This is a genomic window from Endozoicomonas sp. ALE010, assembly GCF_049310165.1.
Lineage (GTDB): Bacteria > Pseudomonadota > Gammaproteobacteria > Pseudomonadales > Endozoicomonadaceae > Endozoicomonas.
In genome coordinates this window covers 1-19,548 of the sequence record NZ_JBLYNV010000022.1, presented here as the reverse complement: position 1 = coordinate 19,548, position 19,548 = coordinate 1, and the positions used below count along the sequence as shown (strand labels likewise).

The window sequence follows — 19,548 nt, the reverse complement described above, 5'->3', positions numbered from 1 at the left end:
TTGACACCTGCCGGTCATTTATTCTGTCGGCTATAGTTTCAGACGGGTGAGAAGGTGATGTTCAGTTTGTGCCCGGTCGCTTCGGCGTATTTTTTCAACATGCCCAGGCTGGGCAAGGTTTTACTGTTGGCACTTTCAAGACGGCAGATGCTGGTTTTCTGGGTGCCTATTACCCGGGCAATTTCTTCCTGGGTCATCCCTGCCTCCTGCCGCATGCGGATCAGTTCGCGCCGAAGCGCGAAGAACTCTGCCTTTTCGGCCATGGCGGCTTGGACATCATCACGTTCAAGCATTTTATCCCGAAACGCTTTATAACTTGAGTTTGCCATGCTGTACCTCCCTCATTCGCTGATAGCCAAGCTCTAACTCTCTTTTTGGCGTCTTTTGAGTTTTTTTCTGGAAAACATGCAAAAGGCAGTTTACCCATGTCCTTAGCAACCCGGTCACTGTAGAAGTGGATTTGCCACGTCGTTTGTTTCATAAACACAGGTTAGCAATATTGTTAACTTTTATCAATGCGGTAATGTCGGCATGGTTCCGGGAAGCTGCCCGAGATTTACCCTATGCGGCAACAGCTCCTGCGCTTCTAAGGCAAGCCCAAAAAAACTGTCATCTTGCGTTTATGAGATGTACGCCCTATATTTACAAGCGTACACACCTTCAGGATTTTGTGTTATGTCTACGCAGCAGGAACCAGAACAGACTAGCCAGAGCGTTACCCTGACTCAGCTTCGCAAGAATATCTATCAGCTTGTCGATGATGTGATCGCCAGTGGTAAGCCATTAACCATTGAACGGGGGGGAACTCTGCTAAAACTGGATGTTGTCACCAGAGCTTCATCAAAACTTGGAAATCTTAAGGTCCGCAACACCTTGCTGCCTGATGGTCCTGATACGGCAGAAGGTCTTGAGGAAGCGATCACCCACCAGTGGGAGCCAGATAATGGTTTTGATTGATACGCATATTGCGGTCTTTCTGCACAGTGGTGATTTGGGCAAGGTTTCCCCGCAGGCTCAGGAGCAGCTTGAACATCATGATATTGTTTTGCCGGAACTGGCCAGGCTGGAGCTTCAGTATTTGCATGAGATTGGCCGGATTGCCTATACCCCTGCCGAGATAGTGGCGGATTTGTATGGTGATGTGGGCATGGTTTGTTCAAAAACGCCCACCGCAGGACTGGTGCAATCGGCTATGGGTATTCACTGGACTCGGGACGTTTTTGACCGGCTGATTGCCGCTGATGCCATTTTTTGCGATTGCCCGTTGATTACCCGTGATCAGCGTATCATTGAGCATTTACCTCAGGCGTTCAGTGCCCGCTACTGAGCAGACTTTAATGGGGGTTCTATCATTGCTCCCTGTTACTCAATGGGTTATGCCGGGCTTTCCTGACCAATAGCCATTACATTGTTGAATGTCCGAAGTCATGACCTTACTCCCCAACGCCATTGCCTGCGCCAGTTCATCAGCCACTTTCAGAATATCTTCCGAATGCCCGGAAAGACGCATGGCCTTCACTCCGGCACTGGCCATCACCTGCCACTGATCCAGAATATTATGACAACTGCCAGACAGTGTCTGAATACCGTTGATGGTAAACAGCGCATCACCTTCCCGGGTCGCCAGGGGAATACCTGCTGATGACTTAATACAGCTGAACTCGCAGCTGTCTTTGCTCAGCTCATGGGTTCGGGCGGTAAAACAGCGGGCCGAGTAGGCCAGTGGCAGGTAGCCATAGCTGAATACCTCGGTTTCCAGATCATCAATGCCCAGCTCTGGCAAGCGCCCCATAATCAACTTAAGGTGCTCAAAAGAGAGTTCAACCGGCAAAACCCAGCGTTTTAAACCGGTACCATGCAGAACCTGCAATGCTTCAGCACTGTACAGATTCACCGAAGGACCGGTAATAAAAGGGACGCCCGCTTTTGATAGATAGTGGACAGCGGCCATATCGTTGGCTTCTACAGTAAAGTCTCCGTTCTCACAGACCTTGCTCACCTGAGCCAGTTCAGACTCAGCTTCAATCAGCGTCAGTGTCGATAGAACGACTTCTTTGCCTTTAGACTGCAATAACCTGGCAATGGCTAACCAGTCATCCAGCTTCAGCTCACGTCTTTTCGAACAGACGACTTCTCCCAGGTAGACTCGTTCAAAGGCGGACTCGGCTACTTTCTCGTAAAACGCCATAACGTCTTGTTTAGGCCAGAAGAACAGTAGTGGGCCAAGGGTAATTTGCATAGTTTATTCCCTGTCTGCGCCGGGCGTTACCCGTAAACGCGATCTATCAGCCACAAAGCAAAGCAGGTAAAAACCTTTGTGGCTTCGTGTCTTTGTGGTTTAAATCAAAAGAAACAGCCAAGCAGCCAACATCACTGCCAGGGACGGTTATAGGCACCCAGTGTAGTCTGGCTACCTTCAGACAAACGGGAAAGGCCAGCCATCCAGCGTTCATTGGTGGTAAAACGATCCGGATTGGCCTGGTAATGGTCCAGCGCTTCCCGCCAGATTCTCACCACTTCGGCAACATAGGCGGGGCTTCGCTGGCGGCCCTCAATTTTCACCGCACTGATGCCAGACTGATACAGCTGAGGGATCAAATCCAGGGTATTGAGGCTGGTAGGCTCTTCAAGGGCATGACTGACCTGATCATTCACGGTAAAGCGCCCCTTGCAGAGGGTTGGATAACCGGCCTGCTCATGGTGATCAAAACGGTCGATCAACAAACCTCCCAGTCGGGTTTCCATCCCATTGGCCGTGGTCTGCCAGCGCACAGCGGATGCGGGAGAACAGGCACCGGCAGTATTGGGCGATTCCCCTGTCACATAAGAAGAGAGAATGCAGCGCCCTTCAGCCATAATACAAAGACTGCCAAAGGCAAATACTTCCAGTTCCACCGGGCTTTTCTGAGCCAGTCGCTCAACCTGTTTTAACGACAGCACCCTGGGCAGTACTGCGCGCTTGATACCAAAATGATCATGATAAAAAGACAGGCTGGCCTGGTTAGTGGCTGAAGCCTGAACGGAAAGATGAAGATTAAGATCGGGGTATCGCTTGCTGGCATAGTCCAGCACACTGATATCAGCAGCAATCAGGGCATCGACACCGAAGTCGGCACACATATCCACTGCTTTTTTCCAACGGTGCCAGTTGGTCGGCTGGGCATAGGTGTTTACCGCAACAAAAAGCCGCACCTTTTTTCCACGGGGATTTTTATCAACGTAGTCCAGTGCCTTCATGGCCCGCTGATCAGAAAAATTCAGACCGGCAAAATGCCGGGCATTGGTTTCATCACGAAAGCCGATGTATACGGCATCAGCACCATTATCGACAGCGGCTTTCAGGGAAGGAAGGTTACCGGCAGGACACACCAATTCCATAGAGAATTATCCAGTAGTTTTTGCGCAGCATAGCACGCTGAACAAAAAACCGACTTGATACTTATCAAGAAATAGCCAGAAAAACAAGTATCAACACCTAGCACATGGTTTCAATGAGTTTGGCGGGTTGTCATGCCTCCGAACTCCGTTCGTCCTGAGCTTGTCGAAGGGCGGAAACTCAGGACTCTGAGATCGTGCCAAGCACCCTTCGTCCGTGCATCCTGAGCGGAGCCGAAGGGCGCTCAGGGTGAACGGAGATTGTATACGTCAAACTCATTGAAGCCATGTACCAGGCAACCATCTACTCATCAGTGTTTTCATGCGCTAATAGCAAGAGGCAACAACGGAAAAGCATGGAGAGATTTATATCGCGTTCCCATTGCAGTGTTCTCACTTTCCAGTAATACCACCTCACCCACCGTCACCCGGAAGCTGGGAAGGTTAAAATACTGACTATGGGTGACATACCTTGGTCGTTTAAACCGCCCCAGGGTTACGTGGGGGCGAAAATTCCGGGTTTCAGCACTGAAGCCTGACTGCACTGCTGCCTGCTCACAGATATCAGCAAGCCGTTTTAACTCCTGTCCTGAATGCATCTCCAGAGCCAGCACCCGGGGGTTTCGGCCATTTGGAAAGAAACGAAAACAACCGGTCATACTGTCAAAGGTATGGTAGTCCGCCAGATCATTTTCAAGATTGCTGATTAACTGCTGTAACTGTCGGGGGGAGCTACTGCCCAGGAATTTAAGGGTAATGTGCTGCTGCTGGGGAGCTACCCAGCGCAAGTCGTGATCATGTCCTTCACCGGCTCGATGAATGGCTTTCTTATGCAGCGTTGCAGCAAGTTCAAGAGGAAGTTTTACAGCAAGAAAAGCCCTGACCGGTGAATTATGGGGCAGCGTCTCATCAAAAGAGGCCGGGATGCTGGAAGCGTTGTAGCTAATAGGGTTATTTTTCATATTATTCTAACTTCAACGTCTGACTGCTAAATTCAAACCAATTGCACCCTGCAATTTGGTTTGGCTAAGTTTGTTGAACCTAGTCTAGTACATTGTTGGCAGAAATCTGCCTGTATCGTCGTATTATTCCAAAAGTGCCTGAAAAAAGCGGCGATTAATCTTGATCCCTGATTCCGCTACCTGCTCAGGAAATAAACGAATATGTACCGGCACTTTGAATTTAGCTATCTTGCCTGCCAGCCTCTCTTTTGTAAATGGTTCATTCAGGGTACCGTCCACCGTCTGAACATAAGCCACAGGGCGCTGGCCATATTCAGGATCCGTCATGGCAACGACCACCGCCTGGACAATCTCCGGGAAGGTCAGCAAAGCCTGCTCAATCTCTTCAGGATGAATATTCTCTCCCCCTGAGATCAACATATTATCCATACGACCAAAGACCTGTAACTGGTCGCCGTGCCAACGCCCTTTGTCACCGGTATTAAACCAGCCACGGGTACCCGCAAATGGCGTCACCTCGCCCTGCTGAAAATAGCCTTTGGCCAGAGTGTCGCCACGCACCTGAATCTCACCTTCCTCTGTTAAACGAACCTCACGCCATGGCAATACCGCTCCGGAAGTAACACCACTACCGGTAAACAGAGGCTCTCCGGTACACACCTGGGAGGCCATCTCGGTCAGACCATAGGTGGTCAGAACAGTGACCCCCTCTGCTTTTACCGCCTCCACCAGCCTTGGGGAAGCAACGCCGCCACCCAGCAGAATATAACGCACACCCAAATCATAGAGTGATAGCCCGGACTGCAGCAGCCTGAATAATTGGGTATTCACCAGGGAAAGATGGGTCAACCGCTGTCTGGTCAGCATGTCATCCAACGACAACCGACGTTCAAACAGCACCATTGTGGTACCAGCCAGCAGGCAGCGCATAACAATGGCCAATCCGCCCACATGAAACAGCGGCAAGGATAGCAGCCAGGTATCACCATAGGTTAATGGCAAGGTATGCATTGAGCCCAGGGCGCTAAAATAATGATTTTTATAACTGTGCGCTACCGCCTTTGGAATGCCCGTTGTTCCAGAGGTGGCGATCAGGTCATAAACGGCTTCAGCATGAATCTTAATGGGCTGAAGTCTGCTCTCCGGTAGTGGCCGCATGAGAGCAATCCGTCGATGAAAATCGATACCTGCACTGTCTGCCACCTGTGCAGCGCCAATACGATCACGATATCCCGACATTTGCGCTTCCGGAAACGCCGGGTTTACCGGGCAGAAAACCCATTGGGAACGAAGACAGGCCAGGGCAACCACCACAGTGTCCAATGGTTTATGGGTGACAAAAAGAAGACGGCGGCCCGCTCTCATGCCCTTATCCCGGTATATACGACAACACTCATCCACCCACGCATCCAGCTGCCGAAACGTGACTCCGCCCTCCTCCAGCTGAATCGCTGTACAGGAGGACTGATGAATGGCTCGATAACGCAGGGGACAGTATTGCAATTCGGGGAAGATCGTTTTCATCAACGGCGTTCTGCTATGCTTCTGTTCAGCTCTGTATTACTGAAAAAAAGCGGGGTTAATGGCAACCGGCTGACCGGCAAAAATCCTTGCAGAGGTCAGGCTGTCGGTAAAAGCCGATAAAGTGTCCAGACCAGGTCGTTCTTCCGGTGTCCACTGAGCGCTGAGCTGCTCCAGTATGTGCAATCCAATAGACGACTCATAAGAAGAGCTGAAAACAGTCCTGACACCAACGCTTTTGCCGGCTGTCACCAGCTGTCGGCAACGGGCCAAACCACCCACCAGCGTCGGCTTGATCACAATGGCCACCAGACCCTGCATGGGTTTTAGATGGTATTTTGGGTGCTGGACCGTTTCATCCAGGGCAAAGCGAAGCCCGGTCTGCTCGTAGAGTTGTGAGAATTCGGCCACATGCGCGGTCGGCTCTTCAACATAAGCAATTCGCTCGACATCAATAGAGGCAGCGACCCTGATGGCTTGATCCAATGTCCATTGCTGATTGGCATCCAGCTTGATGCTGACGGACGTTGGCAAAGCCTGCAGAACCTGGTTAATTCTGACACAGTCGTCTTCTATTGAGTCTCGGCCTATTTTCAACTTGAACTCGGTCGGCCAGTTTCCCTGCCACAGTGCAAGTCGGCGGAGGATATCCTCGGTGCTACCCAGCAAAAGTGGTCCGGTTGCTGGCGGGTCAAACCAATGATCCTGTTGCAACCACCAAAGAGCCGACTCAATACCAAACAGCACTGACGGTACTGGCTGCAAATGCAGAACATCAGTGAGAAAAGCACTGTTGATAGATAACGGCCTGCCACCATTAACGGCCCGACAGAAAGCCTGAAGTTGTTCTTCCGCGTCTGCAAGACTCTCACGGCTAAACCCGGGCAGTGGCGCTATGTCGCCATAACCCCATCGGTCACCGATACGCAAACGCAAAATCAGCCCTTCCCGCTTATTCAGGCAGGTGTGCTTCAGCCATAACGGCTGCTTTAAAGGCAGCCGATACCTCAGGATATCGGCCTTACAGTCTTTCATGCTTCAGGAATTACGACCAAACCGACTGAAATCCGGCTGACGTTTTTCCAGGAAAGCATCCCGTCCTTCCTGTGCCTCTGCGCTCATATAGAAAAGCAGTGTCGCATTACCCGCCAGCTCCTGAAGACCGGTTTGACCATCGCAGTCGGCATTCATGGCGGATTTCAGGCAGCGAAGCGCCAGAGGAGAGTGCTGCAAAATCTCACGACACCATTCTACGGTTGTCCGCTCCAGCTCTGCCAGAGGCACAACGGTATTGACCAGCCCCATATCTTCAGCCTGTCTGGCATCGTACTGACGACAGAGGAACCAGATTTCCCGGGCTTTTTTCTGACCAACGATACGTGCCAGATAGCTGGCACCAAAACCACCATCAAATGACCCCACTTTCGGGCCGGTCTGACCAAAACGGGCATTATCCGCCGCAATCGTCAGATCACAAACCAGGTGCAGGACATGACCACCACCGATGGCATAACCGGCCACCATGGCAATCACCGGCTTTGGACAGGTTCTGATCTGACGTTGCAGATCGAGAACATTCAGATGATGAGTTCCTTTATCATCCTTGTAGCCCGAATCGCCGCGAACGCTCTGGTCACCACCGGAACAGAAAGCCAGATCTCCGGCACCGGTCAGAATCACCACACCCACCGACTCATCAAAGCGTGCCGACTCCAGGGCTTTCTGGATTTCTACAATGCTTTGTGGGCGAAAGGCGTTGCGCTTTTCCGGGCGGTTAATGGTAATTTTGGCCATACCCTCTGCCCGGTGATAGAGAATGTCCTCATAATCACCGCTGAGGTTTTCCCAGATCACACCTGAATCCAGCTGCTTGCTCATATCCAACTCCTTATAGCTCTTCAGAAGAGCTCTCTGAGCAACCGGGCCATAGCCTCTGGTTGCTCCCGATGAACATTGTGTCCACACCCGGTCACCGGGTGGACACTGTGTATCACATTCTCTGTCAGCAAATGCTGTCCAAGCTGCCCGAACTTGTGATCATTTTCACCATAAAAATAATGAACGGACAGTGGTGAACCAGCGCTGAGCTGACAATCAACCTTGAGCCGGGAAAGTGCCCGGCGATAGTCTGGCTGCTTCGATAGACTGAATGCCATCAAGGCATTAGCCAGAATCGAACCACTGCCTTTTGATCGCTCAGCAATCAAAGAGCCAATCTGGCTATCATCTAGGTCAGAAAAAACCGGCTGTTTATACCAGTCCAAAAGCACATCAGCCACTGATTCTTCAGTAAAGCGTCTGGCCCATTGCAGATCTGACCGATAACGCTCGCTTCTTTCCTGCTCACTGACCAGCCCGGGATGCGCTCCTTCCAGTAACAGCTGCGCCACTCGCTGGGGGAAAGCAGTGGTATACGCCATGGCCAGACGTCCTCCCAGTGAATAGCCCAGCAGGTTGAACCGTTTCAGGCAGATGCCTTCCACCTGTTCAATGGTTTGAACCGTCTGTTCCAGGCGATAGCAGAAGTAGTCAGCGCCCTGCTTATCTTCCTCCAGCCACAGACTTGAGCCGTGGCCCGGCAGGTCAACAGCAATCAGGCAATAGTCGTCTTTCAGCGCTGCCAGCAGGGAGCCCCAGTCGTTTGCACTGCCCAGAAACCCATGCAGTAACACCAGGACTGGCGCATGAACATCACCAGCGCAGTAGTAAGACAGGTTCACAGTGTTTTCGCCATAGCGACGGCCTGTTCAATACTTTTTGCCCCAAGGCCGGATTCAGTAAAGACTTCAATAATGGAGCAACCAGCCTGACTGCAGGCTCTATGAAACTGCGCGGTAAAGTCATCAATGGATTGCGGTGCCGAGTAACCAATTCTGAACATCTCAGCCGCATGCTCTGCTGTAAGACCGTGGGGTGTGACAAAATAATCATTAGTCACATGGGCAACCTCGTTGCTACACCCTTTGGTGGTCACATAGAAAATACCACCACCGTCGTTATTGATCAGCACAATAACCATCGGCGTTTTGCTCCGTGCAGCCAATTGCAGGGAGTTAAGGTCATGGAGGAAAGAGATGTCCCCGATCAATAACACCATTGGCCCCTGGTGTCCGGCAGCACATCCTGCCGCAGTAGCAATCAGCCCATCAATGCCACTGACGCCACGGCTGGCATAAACCCCGGGCAAATGGTGTGCTGAGAAGATATCCACCATGCGAATGGGCAGACTGTTCCCCAGAAATAAGTGGCTTCCGGGTGGTAACAGTTCCCCCAGAGAAGCACCGAGCCATTGCTCATTAAGCTGCTCTGGTCGTTGACTTTTCAGCAATTCACCAAGCTTTTCTGCCTGGGCTGTAAATGGTGTGCTCCATTCTCTGTCAGCCTGTATCGCTTCACTGTTGAGCAACAGTTGACGACAAACCGAATCAATATCACCCACCAGGCGCACACTCTGCCGCTGCCCTGTATCGACTCTTCTGGGAGCAGGGTCAAGCATCCAGTATTCCTGCCAATGGTGCCGGGCAATAAACTGATCCAATCGTTTCGACGTCAGGTAACCGCCAATCTGTAGCACACGATCGACCTTATTGAATAGACTTTCGCTGGCAGAACTGGCCAGTAACAGGTCAGCGTGCCTGATGGTTTTCCGGTGACCGTGCAGCTGTGATTGAACATCGGCAATTAATGGCCAGCCCAGGCGTTCGGATAACTGCACAATGATATTAACGTCAGTCTCAGGCATCACCCGCCCCACCACAATCAGGCCTTTACCATCGGCAAAATGCTGCCAGCGACCACTATCAGGCAGCCGGGTTAACTCTGGTACAAAGTACTCAGTATAAGGCGTTAATGAGGTTATCCATGGTTGGATACTGGCAAGATAGACGTCATTTTCAATAGAAACCGTTGCTTCCACCTGATGGGGGTAGAGCGGCTCCCGAAACATGCAGTTGATATGCAGAGGCAGCCCCAGCGCTGATGATCGGGCATACGCCTGATCAATACTGCCCAGCAGCCAACGGAGGGAGATGGACCTGCCCGGCGTTGGCAAGTCCAGCGTCGCGCCGGTGTAGTTACCAAAGATATTCAGCTGATCAATGGCCTGATTTGCACCGCAGTCAATCAACTCGGGAGGGCGATCAGCCGTCAGAACCACCAGCGGTATACCCGACTGGTGAGCTTCGATAATCGCCGGGTAGAGATTAGCAACCGCAGTGCCTGAAGTAGTGATCAAAGCCACCGGTTCTCCTGTGGCCCTGGCCAGACCCAGGGCAAAGAAACCAACCCCTCGTTCATCGAAATGAATATGGCGGGTCATACCATGATGATCTGCTACGGCAAAGGTCAATGGTGCTGAGCGGGATCCCGGGGCAATACAGCAATGCCGGATACCCAGTCGCCACAGTTCTTCGATCAGCACTGCAGACCAGATGCTGTTGATATTTGCGTCGTTGGTTTTAACTGTCATGAAAAACTCACCGCATGAGCAGCCAGTGATGATGGGACTTTCCAGACCTTTCATCAGGAAAGGCCTGAACTGCCGAAGATGATTCCAGCCCGGTAGTCATGGGCTGTTGATATGGTTATGAACTTTTCCTCAATTTGAGACTCTAATTCCACAGGGTTATTTATCAAACCATTACTTTAACGGCTGCTTATATTCTCTACAGGCAGGTTCTGTCAAACATTTTTTGAGGTGTATTATTGTGGACACAACTTTTTCTGCTTCTGCTACCGGTAGACCATTAACTTATCAAGAATCAATGGGCAATTCACTGAAGGAAACTGATGACATCAATAAACTGGCCGAAAATTTTATTAAAAAATCTACAGAAATCAATGAACAACGGCAAACTAATGCCGTTAATATCAGTGATATCAGAAAATCATTATTTGCCAGAACCATTAGTCGGTTGAACGAGTTATCGTCAACACGCTTCACGTTAACTCCCGGACTTTATCACCTGGCTAATCCTACTGATCCAAAGCGCTGGGACTGGAATGAATGGCAAAACAATTTAGTTGATAGCCAACAATATGATGCTATTGAAGATATCGTTAAAAATATACCTTTTGATCATAGAACTGAACTTTTGACAGATTTTTTACGAGCCATTGATCCACAATATTTCAATGATCATCTCATTGCAATTGTATTAAAAGATGACACCCCTTTTCAATTTAGAGCAATACTTGAAACCCGTCTTGTAGAAGCAAAGCCCTTTATTGAGACTGCGATCAAAAGAGGACTTGTGCAGGAAAATCTTATCAATAGAATATACAACGAAGGTATCCCTGATACTGGGAAATCAGCTTCACGCAGTGCATCCGCCACCAGGCCAACGAGTCACCAGGATCCCTTTAATGCACTCCAGAATCAGGCAGCCTCACAGCTTGCAACAGAGTTCTCCAGATTATCTGTGGCCCACGGAAACCTGGCTGACAACGACAAAAAACTTATGAGTCAGTTTATCTCTGTGTTAAACACCAACTATCAGTGTCAGGTAGGGTTGTACGAAACCAACCCTGAACTTGGCGAATCTTCTGAAACTTCCAGCAACAACCCAACAACATTTATTAAAGAAGAGTGGGAATCCTGGCAATTCGCTCTGTACGAGAGAGATGATAGCGTTGAACAAGCTTATTATGCTGCCAGGGAAGATAACAAGAGTGAACTTATTATTGAACAAATCGAACATCTATTATTAGCAGTCAGCTGTCCTCAAGAAAAAATCAAGAATGCCTTCCGATCAAATGCTGATATCCTCAGCTTACAGTTGGAATTCCCTGAAGTCGTTCTGGATGATGACAATCTGCTGGGACTTAGTTTTGAAGCTTGTCGCGCCAAAGGAATACCACTAAACAAAATTATTACAGGATTAATTGCGTCAGGTTGTTTAACACAAGAATTAATTGATCAGATCATGAAATTGGGGATTGATAATTAATTTAATATCGTATCCGATCAACCAGAATAAATGAAAGTATTGCACTACTTTCATCGCTTCTGAACTTTTCAGGGTTGTCAGCAGGTACGTGAAGAGAGTGCTGCATAATCATGGTCACTGTCTACACGTTGCCCTGCCTGACCCGACAATACAGCGATATCACCGGTCTGATGACGATCAAGAATATCCAGTACCGTGGCAATTTTATTGCCCAGCTCGGACCACTCTTCTTCGGCCACCGAGTCCTTCACAATACCCGCACCGGAGTAAAGCATCAGGGCATTATCAGCCAGACGGGCGCTGCGAATTGCCACACTGAAATCACTCTTTTGAACACCAACAATCCCACACACACCGGCATACAAGCCACGAGCATAGGGTTCGTTGGCGGCAATAAAGGAGAATGCATCCCCTCTTGGAGCGCCCCCCACTGCGGGGGTCGGATGAAGTACGTCCAGTAACTGTTGATCACTCACGTCGTGGTTCAGTACACCACGAATCTGGTAACGCAAATGTTGAATATGGCGCAATTTAACAATCGAGTGGCTGCGATCCGCTTCCAGGGACTGGCAGAAGGGTTGCAGCCTATGGCAGATATCATCCAGAACCAGACGGTTTTCATGGATATTTTTACCATCGCTCATCAGCAGGCTTTCCAGCTGAGCATCTTCAAGCAGGTTCTGACCGCGGACAATGGTACCTGCCAGGGCCTCGGTAGAAATAATATTTTCCAGTCGCTTCACCAGTCGCTCCGGAGAGCAGCCAAAAAACGTTTGCCCCTGCCCCTGAAACAGGAACTGATAGGAATGCGGATTCGCCTGCTGCCATGCGTAAAGCAATGAGAATGGGGAGAGATGCCCCTCAAGTTTCAGACACGTTTCCCGGGATAGCACCACCTTATCCAGCACACCCGATGCAAACGCCTGCCGGGCCTTGTCCACCAGTTGGTTCCAGACATTGGCATCAGGCTGATAACCTGCGAGCTGAAACGTAAAGTCAGCCTCGGGTAACTGCTGGCAGTAGTTGAGTGCTGCGATAATCTCCAGAGCCTTGCGAATACTGCCATGGTATTCCAAAGTATTGTCAGACCTGAGGTTCACACCCAACACCGTTCCCTTGCGAGTCTGAACCAGTTCCAGCAGTGGCAGGATGACCCTGCCATAACCAAAAGCAGGCCAGATTGACGCTTCATCATCCGCAAAAGAGAGGTAGCAGAGGCAGTGACTGCTCCTATGCGCCGGCAAATGGCTCAGGATTTTGTGAGCACTGGCAAATGCACAAGCCAGGTCCTGTCGGCAGGATAATGTTTCTGACCAGCTGTAACCGAGCGCCGCGATAGCATGATCGCCTTCCCGGTCTCTCCAGAATGCTTTTTCACAGCCATCCTGTGCCGCCAGAAAGCCCTGTAGGTGAATGGCCGGGAAAGGGAGCTCAATTCTGACCAGCCGCTTTTCAGGCACAGGTTGAGATAACAGCTTTTCCAACTGTTGCACCATCAATGCCAACTGAGTCTGAATTACACTGGTCAAGACATCCTGCCAATAAGATCGTTAAAAAAAGACATCGTAAGATAACGAAATTGTACGTAGATTGGCCACCGGTATCTGGATCGTATTTACCGAGAAAAGCCATAGCATCCCTAAGGGTATAACCGACTGTTGGTAATAGTAGATGAATTTTTCAACGTAACTTTCTATCATTGCATTTTTTTCAACGCTGAAATTCATGCCTTTCAGCAGAACTGAACCCTTGATCAGTTTCATCAGCACGGGTAACTATTCACCATGGCCACCAATGGAGAGTCAGCCAGACAATGGCTGGAACAGAACAGGGAGCAGATCTCGGAGGAACGAATTCTCCAGATTCGCAGTAACCTGGTAAAAAAAATAAATCAGTTGGCGGATGCTGAGGACCTGACTGTATCGGATGAACATCAGGGGTTGCTGGAGGCCCTTGATGTGATGGATGCCTGGCTTCAGGAACGCGCAACACCTCAGGAAACAGCAGCGGACGCTTCAACGCTGGATTACAGCCCGCTTATTCAGGAGCCGTCGGAAACAGTCCCTCAGCTGACTCAGGAAGAGAAGCTGCGCCGCTTCCAGAACCTGCTGAAGGACACAAAAAAATAACGGCAAATGGTAAGGTTGCGCTCAGGCAACCTCGCCAACCCGCTGCCGGGGCATCACACTTTCAACCGCTCACACTCTTCAACGACCCGGTCGTAGGTCCAGTCCCCGCCGCCGGGATGCTTCACCTCGTGTTCAATCAGCTTCTGGCACATCTGCATAGGGTTCAGTCCCTTTTTTGCCAGTCGCTCCAGAGTCTGCTTCAGCTCATTATCTGCTTCACTGAATTCCTGAGCGCTTCGGGATCCTTTCTTTCTGACTGCAACTTTTATTTGCTTCATCGTCAACTCACCTAAAACAACGTGGGCCTCTGGCAGGCCTGGAATAACACCCCGGCAAGAATAGCAGCGAGGTGATCTCTTCTCAGGCAGCCTCCCGGATAATCTATACTCTATTCTTAGATTCTGCGCGCAGTAAAGCAGGAGTTTACCATGAAACGTCTTTACTACCTGACCGGCTCTCTGGACAGCGTCACCAAAATTACTGAAGACCTGCACCGGGATGGCATCACCAACTGGCATCTCCATGTTTTAAGCCGAAACGAAGCTGGCCTGTATCACAAGCAGGTTCACAGTGCCAATATGCTGCAGGAAAACGATGTCATTCACTCCGGAGAACTGGGAGCCCTCATTGGCGGTGTTGTCGGCCTGCTGGCGGCCACAGTGATTGAGTGGTGGAACCCAATCGGGATAGAGATCCCGCTACCCGCCCTTCTGGTGGTCGCTGGTGTCTTTACCATGTTTGGTGCCTGGAGTGGTGGATTGGCAGGGATCACCCGCGAGAATTACAAAACGGCCCGATTCCACGATGATCTGGTAAAAGGCAAACATCTGATTATGGTGGATGTTTCCAGACAACAGGAGCAGCGGGTGCGCTACCATCTGAGCAAATATCATCCGGAAGCTTCTCTTGCCGGTGTGGATACCACCCTGACACTGCCTTTCAGCCCTAACTTCTGGCGTTATCCGCGCCATAATTAATCAACAACCAGCTTGTCTATTGTCAGGGGATGGTGATTTCACAAGCGCCTGCACCTCCTGAAAGGTTTCGGACTCCGCATCAGAAGGTGCTTTTCCCAACAGGCTAAACACCACTATTGCCACTGACGCCGCGATAAAACCGGGAATAATCTCGTAAACTTCAAAAATTCCCCCACTGAGCGAACGCCATACCACCACAGTTACGCCTCCCACAACAATACCGGCAAGGGCTCCCAACCCATTCATCCGCTTCCAGTAAAGGGAAAACAGCAGCGCAGGACCAAAGGCGGCACCGAACCCTGCCCAGGCATAAGACACCATCTCCAGCACCGAACTGTCCGGGTTGAGTGCCAGCACCGTGGCCAGCACCGCAATAGCGACAACGGCAATACGGCCAACCAACAGCATCTCAGCCTGAGTAGCATTGGGACGCAGCATATTGCGATAAAAATCCTCTGCTACCGCAGTAGAACAAACCAGCAACTGAGAATCTGCGGTACTCATAATAGCGGCCAGAATCGCGGCCAGGAGAATACCGGCTATGACCGGGTGAAAGAGGGTATTCACCATCAGCATAAAAATAGCTTCCGGGTCGTCTAATACCAATCCCTGCCGCTGGGTATATATGATTCCGGTTAAACCAACCAGCAAAGCACCCAGCATACAGATTCCAGTCCATGAAACCGCAATACGCCGTGCCAAGGTTAGCTGATGACTGGACTGCACCGCTTTAAAACGCGCCATAATGTGTGGCTGGCCAAAGTACCCCAGCCCCCAGCTCAATAATGACAAAACCGTAATCACAGAAAGCGCTTCCCCCCGAACATCAGTGAACATGCTGGTCAGATGGGGGTTCAGTTGGTTAATGTCGGCCATCACCTGCCCGGCACCTCCGGTGACTTCCAGCACGGTCACCGGAACGATCAGCAGTGCTGCCGACATCAGCAGGCCTTGCACCAGGTCGGTCCAGCAGACCGCCAGGAAACCACCAAACAGGGTGTAAGAGACCACACTCAACATGCCAAGAATCACTGCCAGCTGGTAGTCGAAGCCAAAAACAGATTCAAAGAGTTTGCCACCGGCTACCAATCCTGAACTGGTGTAAAAAAGAAAAAAAATCAGGATAAAACCCGCACTGACCGGTTGCAGAATATACTTCAGATCGGAGAAACGGTTGGAAAAAAATTCGGGAAGCGTCAAAGAGTCATTCGCAACCGCACTGTATATTCTTAAACGACGGGCCACCAGAAGCCAGTTCAACCAGGTTCCTCCCAATAGCCCCAGCCCCAGCCAGATCGCCTCAAAACCAGCCGCAAACGCATACCCTGGCAGGCCCAATAATAGCCACCCACTCATATCAGAAGCACCGGCGCTTAATGCCGCCGACCACGGCCCCAGTGAGCGTCCGCCAAGAAAATAGTCAGAGGAGTTCTGGGTTCTCTGCCAGGCAATATAACCAACCCCCAGCATGGCAATAAAATAGATCAGAAAGGTTATGGTTATTTGTATTTGGTTTTCCATGATGGCTAAACTCTTGGTATATATATCTTCAACGTTAGCCCACATTTATTTGTTCAATTCAATTGAAATACCTGCTGATTTAATTAGTTATTTATCAAATAAAGTCTGCCAAAAATATGACTCTTAGCCTTTCGATAATAAATTATTTTGATTTAAAGCTGCCCTTATATTGATCCAGTTAAGGTGCGCTATTATTCAAAAATGAACTTGTAATTTGTGGATACAGACATGGACAGTCAACGCATATCACCCCCCTCCTATAACCAGATAAAATTACCTGACCAAAAACCAGCAAGGTACGTTGGAATTGAATCAGGCAAGGACAGTAAAATATTGGATAGTCATGGGAAGCTGGTTTCCAAGTGGGGACGAAAGATTGAGAATTACCTTAAAATAGAGCGAATTAATCCAGAAAAATATGCTCGCAGTCAAAAAATGCATAAGTTCCAAGAATCCATGACCAGCAGACGGGTCAAACTTTTAACACAAGAAGTTCAAAATACATCGGATCATATTGATAGTATTTTGATGCTTCCTAACGAAATTCCAAATGACTGCGAATTTATCAGCCAGAAAAAATTCCAGAAGCTTGTTCAATCAGATGTTAAGAGATATCTCTCTTACGAAATCAAATCCTGCAACTCGGGAGAAAAGCTCCTTCAATTATACGAGGAAGTAAAGAGACTCGGCGATCACCATCGCCTGCCACCCAAAATAACAGACCCTCTAATTAAAAAAATTAATGCTCAAATGGCAATACTTGTTGAGAAAATGCCAAATCACCTCAGAAGCATTGATCCTTGTAAAGAAGATACTCCAACCCTTGAATTGACCAAGCAAAAGTGTGAAGTGGTAAAAGGTCTGTACAAGGCTGCCAAAACGATTGGTTATGACTTATGCAAAGAGCATAGAAAAGCACTAAGAGATACTATGATCGACATGTTTTCCGAAGATGTTGAAAAAGTAGCGACTTGGTGCAAAACAAGAAATAATCTGAAAGAGAATAAATATTTATCAGATCAAATTATAGAAGTAAGAAATTCAATAATATATCCATTCTTGGAAGAAGCTGATACAAAATATAACAAGTATGTTAATAAAGTCAAAAAAAGCACAGATATACAAATAAAAGATTTAGAAGAACAACGTGAAATAATACCCAAAATAATTACAAGACTTAATCAAAAACTAACAACTGCCTCTCAAATCATAAAAAATGAGGCGAAAGCAACGGCAGTTAATGAAAATTTATTAGAAGGCAAAAGAAAACCAACAAAAGCTACAATCCAAAAAATTGAAGAAAGAGAAGTTAATAAATTTAATGAATTTAAAAGTCTACAAAAAGAATATAAAAGCCTGTATGAAACATTGAATTCCAGACTGAAACAATTTGATTCCAGTGTCGAAATATATTTTAAAGACCAACAGAATCTGACACCAGAAGCCATCACACATCCTGAAGCATTCCTGACTGCTTATAGAGGAGTAGAATTAACCAAACCATGGGAAAGCCTACAAAGCCTGGATCCAACAAATACCAATTCTAATTTGGCTTTACAATCCTTCAATCATGCTTGCATTGATAGTCACTTTAAAGAACTTGTGTCTGAGGAACAGGGCTGGTTGCCTGAAAAGGAAATAAAAACACTCAAAAATCATGTTCAAGGATCAGTAATAGAAAACTCTGATCAGAAAGAAGCCTATGATCAATTGGTTGTTGCGCATACCGCCTGTGAGCTGGCCAGAAATGCATATCAAAAAGACACGAAGGATGAGACAAAAAATGCCAAGAGGTATCGTCGACAAGCCAAAATAGTGCAAGGCACTGTTACTTCGCAACAGCTTGACACAGCAAAACAACTGAGAATGTTGCATGCAAAGCCAGTAACCAATAAAACTGACCACATCGGTGTTGATGCCAAGCCCGACGCTGAAATGGATGAAAGCAATAATCACTCTTTGAGTAGCAGTTCTGCTGACTCAAGTAACAAAGCTCCAGCAGTAAGTGATGCTGAAGTACCTCAAGACAGTATTGACGCAAACATTACCTCAGGCCTGCATCAAGAATCAGCTACTGAAAAGCCACAGACCTTACAAGCCAAAAAAGTATTACCACCGATACCCAGTAACAGCAACACTACAGAGAACAGTGACGCTGAAATACAACCCAATGGAAATAAACTACCACCAATAGTACCCCCACGACCCGAAGAACAAACACCACCAAAACGCCCAAAACTACCAAAACTACCAAAACTACCAACATCAAATCGCCCAACCTGGCCAGCACCAAAACCACCATCTTCTGAAAACAAAACAAGTGGTGGAGCTAAAGGCCAAACCGATGGTAGTAAATCAGTACCGACACCACCACCGCCGCCGCCAGTACCTTCTGGCAAGACCACAAAATTCGGTGGTGCTAAAGGGCAAACTGATGGTAGTAAACCATTACCACCACCGCCACCACCACTACCTTCTGGCAAAAGCATAAAAAGTGGTGGAGCTAAAGACCAAACAGATGGTGGACATAAACCACCTCCTCCTCCGCGACAGCCAGCACCATCAGCCGGAAGTCAAACCACGCAAGCCAGTAGTGGAGTTAAAGGTCAAGATTCTGGAAGAGTTGCACTTTTAAACGAAATTCGCAATGAACAAAACTTACAAAAATTAAGAAAAGTGCCTGAAGCCAAAAAAAGCGATCGCTCCGCTGCAAACTCTAAAAAAAGCGAGGCCAAGGCACCAGATTCCTTTAACACAATCATAGAGGAATTTAAAAAAAAAATGAATCCTGATGGTGATGCTAATGCTAATGCTGATACTGATGACGACTGGAACTAAGACCACAAAGTTTGGCGCAAGAACATCTTACACAAGACTGCATTACCCGGGCACAGTTATCGAGAGGCAATCAAAAACAGCGTTAACAAAAAGAGGATTTTAAGCATATAGAAAAGAAGCCCCGTTGATTACTCAACCGGGCTTTTCTGTTGGGTGCCTGGCGATGACCTACTCTCACATGGGGAAACCCCACACTACCATCGGCGATCGGTCATTTCACTGCTGAGTTCGGGATGGGATCAGGTGGTTCTAACCTTCTATGGTCGCCAGGCTAATT

19 protein-coding genes and 1 rRNA gene are annotated in these 19,548 nt (G+C 48.7%); 6 read left to right on the top strand and 14 right to left on the bottom strand.

From position 1 onward, the window contains the following. Nucleotides 1-38: 38 nt before the first annotated feature. Nucleotides 39-329 (bottom strand): helix-turn-helix domain-containing protein, encoded by a 291-nt coding sequence (locus ACO6UY_RS11125; protein WP_422466281.1) that lies wholly within the window; start codon nt 327-329, stop codon nt 39-41. Then, entirely contained in the window at nt 310-447 is a 138-nt protein-coding gene (locus ACO6UY_RS11120) for a type II toxin-antitoxin system RelE/ParE family toxin (protein ID WP_422489949.1), read from the bottom strand. Before ACO6UY_RS11120 ends, ACO6UY_RS11125 begins: the two co-directional genes overlap by 20 nt. A gap of 228 nt (nt 448-675) precedes the next feature. Here ACO6UY_RS11120 and ACO6UY_RS11115 point away from each other — a divergent pair, with 228 nt between their 5' ends. Further along, the gene (locus tag ACO6UY_RS11115; protein ID WP_422489947.1) at nt 676-957 is read left to right on the top strand and encodes a hypothetical protein; all 282 of its coding nucleotides are present in this window, start codon (nt 676-678) and stop codon (nt 955-957) included. Next, complete coding sequence (locus tag ACO6UY_RS11110; protein ID WP_422445895.1) at nt 944-1,327, top strand: type II toxin-antitoxin system VapC family toxin; 384 nt, start codon at nt 944-946, stop codon at nt 1,325-1,327. Before ACO6UY_RS11115 ends, ACO6UY_RS11110 begins: the two co-directional genes overlap by 14 nt. Before the next feature lie 39 nt (nt 1,328-1,366). Here ACO6UY_RS11110 and ACO6UY_RS11105 read toward each other — a convergent pair whose 3' ends face one another. The 8 genes from ACO6UY_RS11105 to menD form a co-directional block, all read right to left on the bottom strand. After that, the gene (locus tag ACO6UY_RS11105; RefSeq protein WP_422461701.1) at nt 1,367-2,239 is read right to left on the bottom strand and encodes a U32 family peptidase; all 873 of its coding nucleotides are present in this window, start codon (nt 2,237-2,239) and stop codon (nt 1,367-1,369) included. Nucleotides 2,240-2,370: 131 nt separating this feature from the next. Next, nucleotides 2,371-3,378 (bottom strand): ubiquinone anaerobic biosynthesis protein UbiU, encoded by a 1,008-nt coding sequence (gene ubiU / locus ACO6UY_RS11100; RefSeq protein ID WP_422466288.1) that lies wholly within the window; start codon nt 3,376-3,378, stop codon nt 2,371-2,373. Between the two features lie 317 nt (nt 3,379-3,695). Continuing rightward, nucleotides 3,696-4,337 (bottom strand): RNA 2',3'-cyclic phosphodiesterase, encoded by a 642-nt coding sequence (gene thpR, locus ACO6UY_RS11095; protein WP_422489946.1) that lies wholly within the window; start codon nt 4,335-4,337, stop codon nt 3,696-3,698. Nucleotides 4,338-4,460: 123 nt separating this feature from the next. After that, complete coding sequence (menE, locus tag ACO6UY_RS11090) at nt 4,461-5,861, bottom strand: o-succinylbenzoate--CoA ligase (protein ID WP_422489944.1); 1,401 nt, start codon at nt 5,859-5,861, stop codon at nt 4,461-4,463. 36 nt (nt 5,862-5,897) lie between these two features. Continuing rightward, nucleotides 5,898-6,893 carry an o-succinylbenzoate synthase gene (gene menC, locus ACO6UY_RS11085; RefSeq protein ID WP_422466294.1) on the bottom strand — a complete coding sequence of 332 codons (996 nt, stop codon included), beginning with the start codon at nt 6,891-6,893 and terminating at the stop codon, nt 5,898-5,900. A gap of 3 nt (nt 6,894-6,896) precedes the next feature. Further along, the gene (gene menB, locus ACO6UY_RS11080) at nt 6,897-7,736 is read right to left on the bottom strand and encodes a 1,4-dihydroxy-2-naphthoyl-CoA synthase (protein WP_422466296.1); all 840 of its coding nucleotides are present in this window, start codon (nt 7,734-7,736) and stop codon (nt 6,897-6,899) included. Nucleotides 7,737-7,756: 20 nt separating this feature from the next. Further along, on the bottom strand, nt 7,757-8,578 hold the full coding sequence (gene menH / locus ACO6UY_RS11075) for a 2-succinyl-6-hydroxy-2,4-cyclohexadiene-1-carboxylate synthase (RefSeq protein ID WP_422489942.1): 822 nt from the start codon (nt 8,576-8,578) through the stop codon (nt 7,757-7,759). After that, nucleotides 8,575-10,326 carry a 2-succinyl-5-enolpyruvyl-6-hydroxy-3-cyclohexene-1-carboxylic-acid synthase gene (menD, locus tag ACO6UY_RS11070; protein WP_422489941.1) on the bottom strand — a complete coding sequence of 584 codons (1,752 nt, stop codon included), beginning with the start codon at nt 10,324-10,326 and terminating at the stop codon, nt 8,575-8,577. The genes menH and menD overlap by 4 nt, the downstream gene beginning before the upstream one ends. 238 nt (nt 10,327-10,564) lie before the next feature. Between menD and ACO6UY_RS11065 the strand changes: the two genes are divergently transcribed. Next, nucleotides 10,565-11,806 carry a hypothetical protein gene (locus ACO6UY_RS11065; protein ID WP_422489939.1) on the top strand — a complete coding sequence of 414 codons (1,242 nt, stop codon included), beginning with the start codon at nt 10,565-10,567 and terminating at the stop codon, nt 11,804-11,806. A gap of 77 nt (nt 11,807-11,883) precedes the next feature. Here the strand turns inward: ACO6UY_RS11065 and ACO6UY_RS11060 are convergent, their stop codons facing one another. Beyond that, on the bottom strand, nt 11,884-13,335 hold the full coding sequence (locus ACO6UY_RS11060; protein ID WP_422445915.1) for an isochorismate synthase: 1,452 nt from the start codon (nt 13,333-13,335) through the stop codon (nt 11,884-11,886). Nucleotides 13,336-13,590: 255 nt separating this feature from the next. Between ACO6UY_RS11060 and ACO6UY_RS11055 the strand changes: the two genes are divergently transcribed. Continuing rightward, a complete protein-coding gene (locus ACO6UY_RS11055; RefSeq protein ID WP_422445917.1) occupies nt 13,591-13,935 on the top strand; it encodes a hypothetical protein in 345 nt (114 codons plus the stop codon). A 53-nt stretch (nt 13,936-13,988) separates the two neighbouring features. Here ACO6UY_RS11055 and ACO6UY_RS11050 read toward each other — a convergent pair whose 3' ends face one another. Then, entirely contained in the window at nt 13,989-14,213 is a 225-nt protein-coding gene (locus ACO6UY_RS11050; RefSeq protein WP_101749297.1) for a hypothetical protein, read from the bottom strand. Between the two features lie 150 nt (nt 14,214-14,363). Here ACO6UY_RS11050 and ACO6UY_RS11045 point away from each other — a divergent pair, with 150 nt between their 5' ends. Beyond that, nucleotides 14,364-14,912: a hypothetical protein gene (locus ACO6UY_RS11045; protein WP_209203948.1), complete on the top strand. Its 549-nt coding sequence runs from the start codon at nt 14,364-14,366 to the stop codon at nt 14,910-14,912. Here the strand turns inward: ACO6UY_RS11045 and putP are convergent, their stop codons facing one another. After that, on the bottom strand, nt 14,913-16,433 hold the full coding sequence (putP, locus tag ACO6UY_RS11040) for a sodium/proline symporter PutP (protein WP_422445920.1): 1,521 nt from the start codon (nt 16,431-16,433) through the stop codon (nt 14,913-14,915). 216 nt (nt 16,434-16,649) lie between these two features. Between putP and ACO6UY_RS11035 the strand changes: the two genes are divergently transcribed. Then, a complete protein-coding gene (locus ACO6UY_RS11035) occupies nt 16,650-19,271 on the top strand; it encodes a hypothetical protein (RefSeq protein WP_422489937.1) in 2,622 nt (873 codons plus the stop codon). A gap of 155 nt (nt 19,272-19,426) precedes the next feature. Here the strand turns inward: ACO6UY_RS11035 and rrf are convergent. After that, a 5S ribosomal RNA gene (rrf, locus tag ACO6UY_RS11030) occupies nt 19,427-19,542 on the bottom strand. Nucleotides 19,543-19,548: the final 6 nt, after the last annotated feature.

Coding starts and splice junctions, on each gene's coding strand:
- ACO6UY_RS11125 (WP_422466281.1), bottom strand. CDS start 329: ATGGCAAACTCAAGTTATAAAGCGTTTCGGGATAAAATGCTTGAACGT.
- ACO6UY_RS11115 (WP_422489947.1), top strand. CDS start 676: ATGTCTACGCAGCAGGAACCAGAACAGACTAGCCAGAGCGTTACCCTG.
- ACO6UY_RS11110 (WP_422445895.1), top strand. CDS start 944: ATGGTTTTGATTGATACGCATATTGCGGTCTTTCTGCACAGTGGTGAT.
- ACO6UY_RS11105 (WP_422461701.1), bottom strand. CDS start 2,239: ATGCAAATTACCCTTGGCCCACTACTGTTCTTCTGGCCTAAACAAGAC.
- ubiU (WP_422466288.1), bottom strand. CDS start 3,378: ATGGAATTGGTGTGTCCTGCCGGTAACCTTCCTTCCCTGAAAGCCGCT.
- thpR (WP_422489946.1), bottom strand. CDS start 4,337: ATGAAAAATAACCCTATTAGCTACAACGCTTCCAGCATCCCGGCCTCT.
- menE (WP_422489944.1), bottom strand. CDS start 5,861: ATGAAAACGATCTTCCCCGAATTGCAATACTGTCCCCTGCGTTATCGA.
- menC (WP_422466294.1), bottom strand. CDS start 6,893: ATGAAAGACTGTAAGGCCGATATCCTGAGGTATCGGCTGCCTTTAAAG.
- menB (WP_422466296.1), bottom strand. CDS start 7,736: ATGAGCAAGCAGCTGGATTCAGGTGTGATCTGGGAAAACCTCAGCGGT.
- menD (WP_422489941.1), bottom strand. CDS start 10,326: ATGACAGTTAAAACCAACGACGCAAATATCAACAGCATCTGGTCTGCA.
- ACO6UY_RS11055 (WP_422445917.1), top strand. CDS start 13,591: ATGGCCACCAATGGAGAGTCAGCCAGACAATGGCTGGAACAGAACAGG.
- ACO6UY_RS11050 (WP_101749297.1), bottom strand. CDS start 14,213: ATGAAGCAAATAAAAGTTGCAGTCAGAAAGAAAGGATCCCGAAGCGCT.
- ACO6UY_RS11045 (WP_209203948.1), top strand. CDS start 14,364: ATGAAACGTCTTTACTACCTGACCGGCTCTCTGGACAGCGTCACCAAA.
- putP (WP_422445920.1), bottom strand. CDS start 16,433: ATGGAAAACCAAATACAAATAACCATAACCTTTCTGATCTATTTTATT.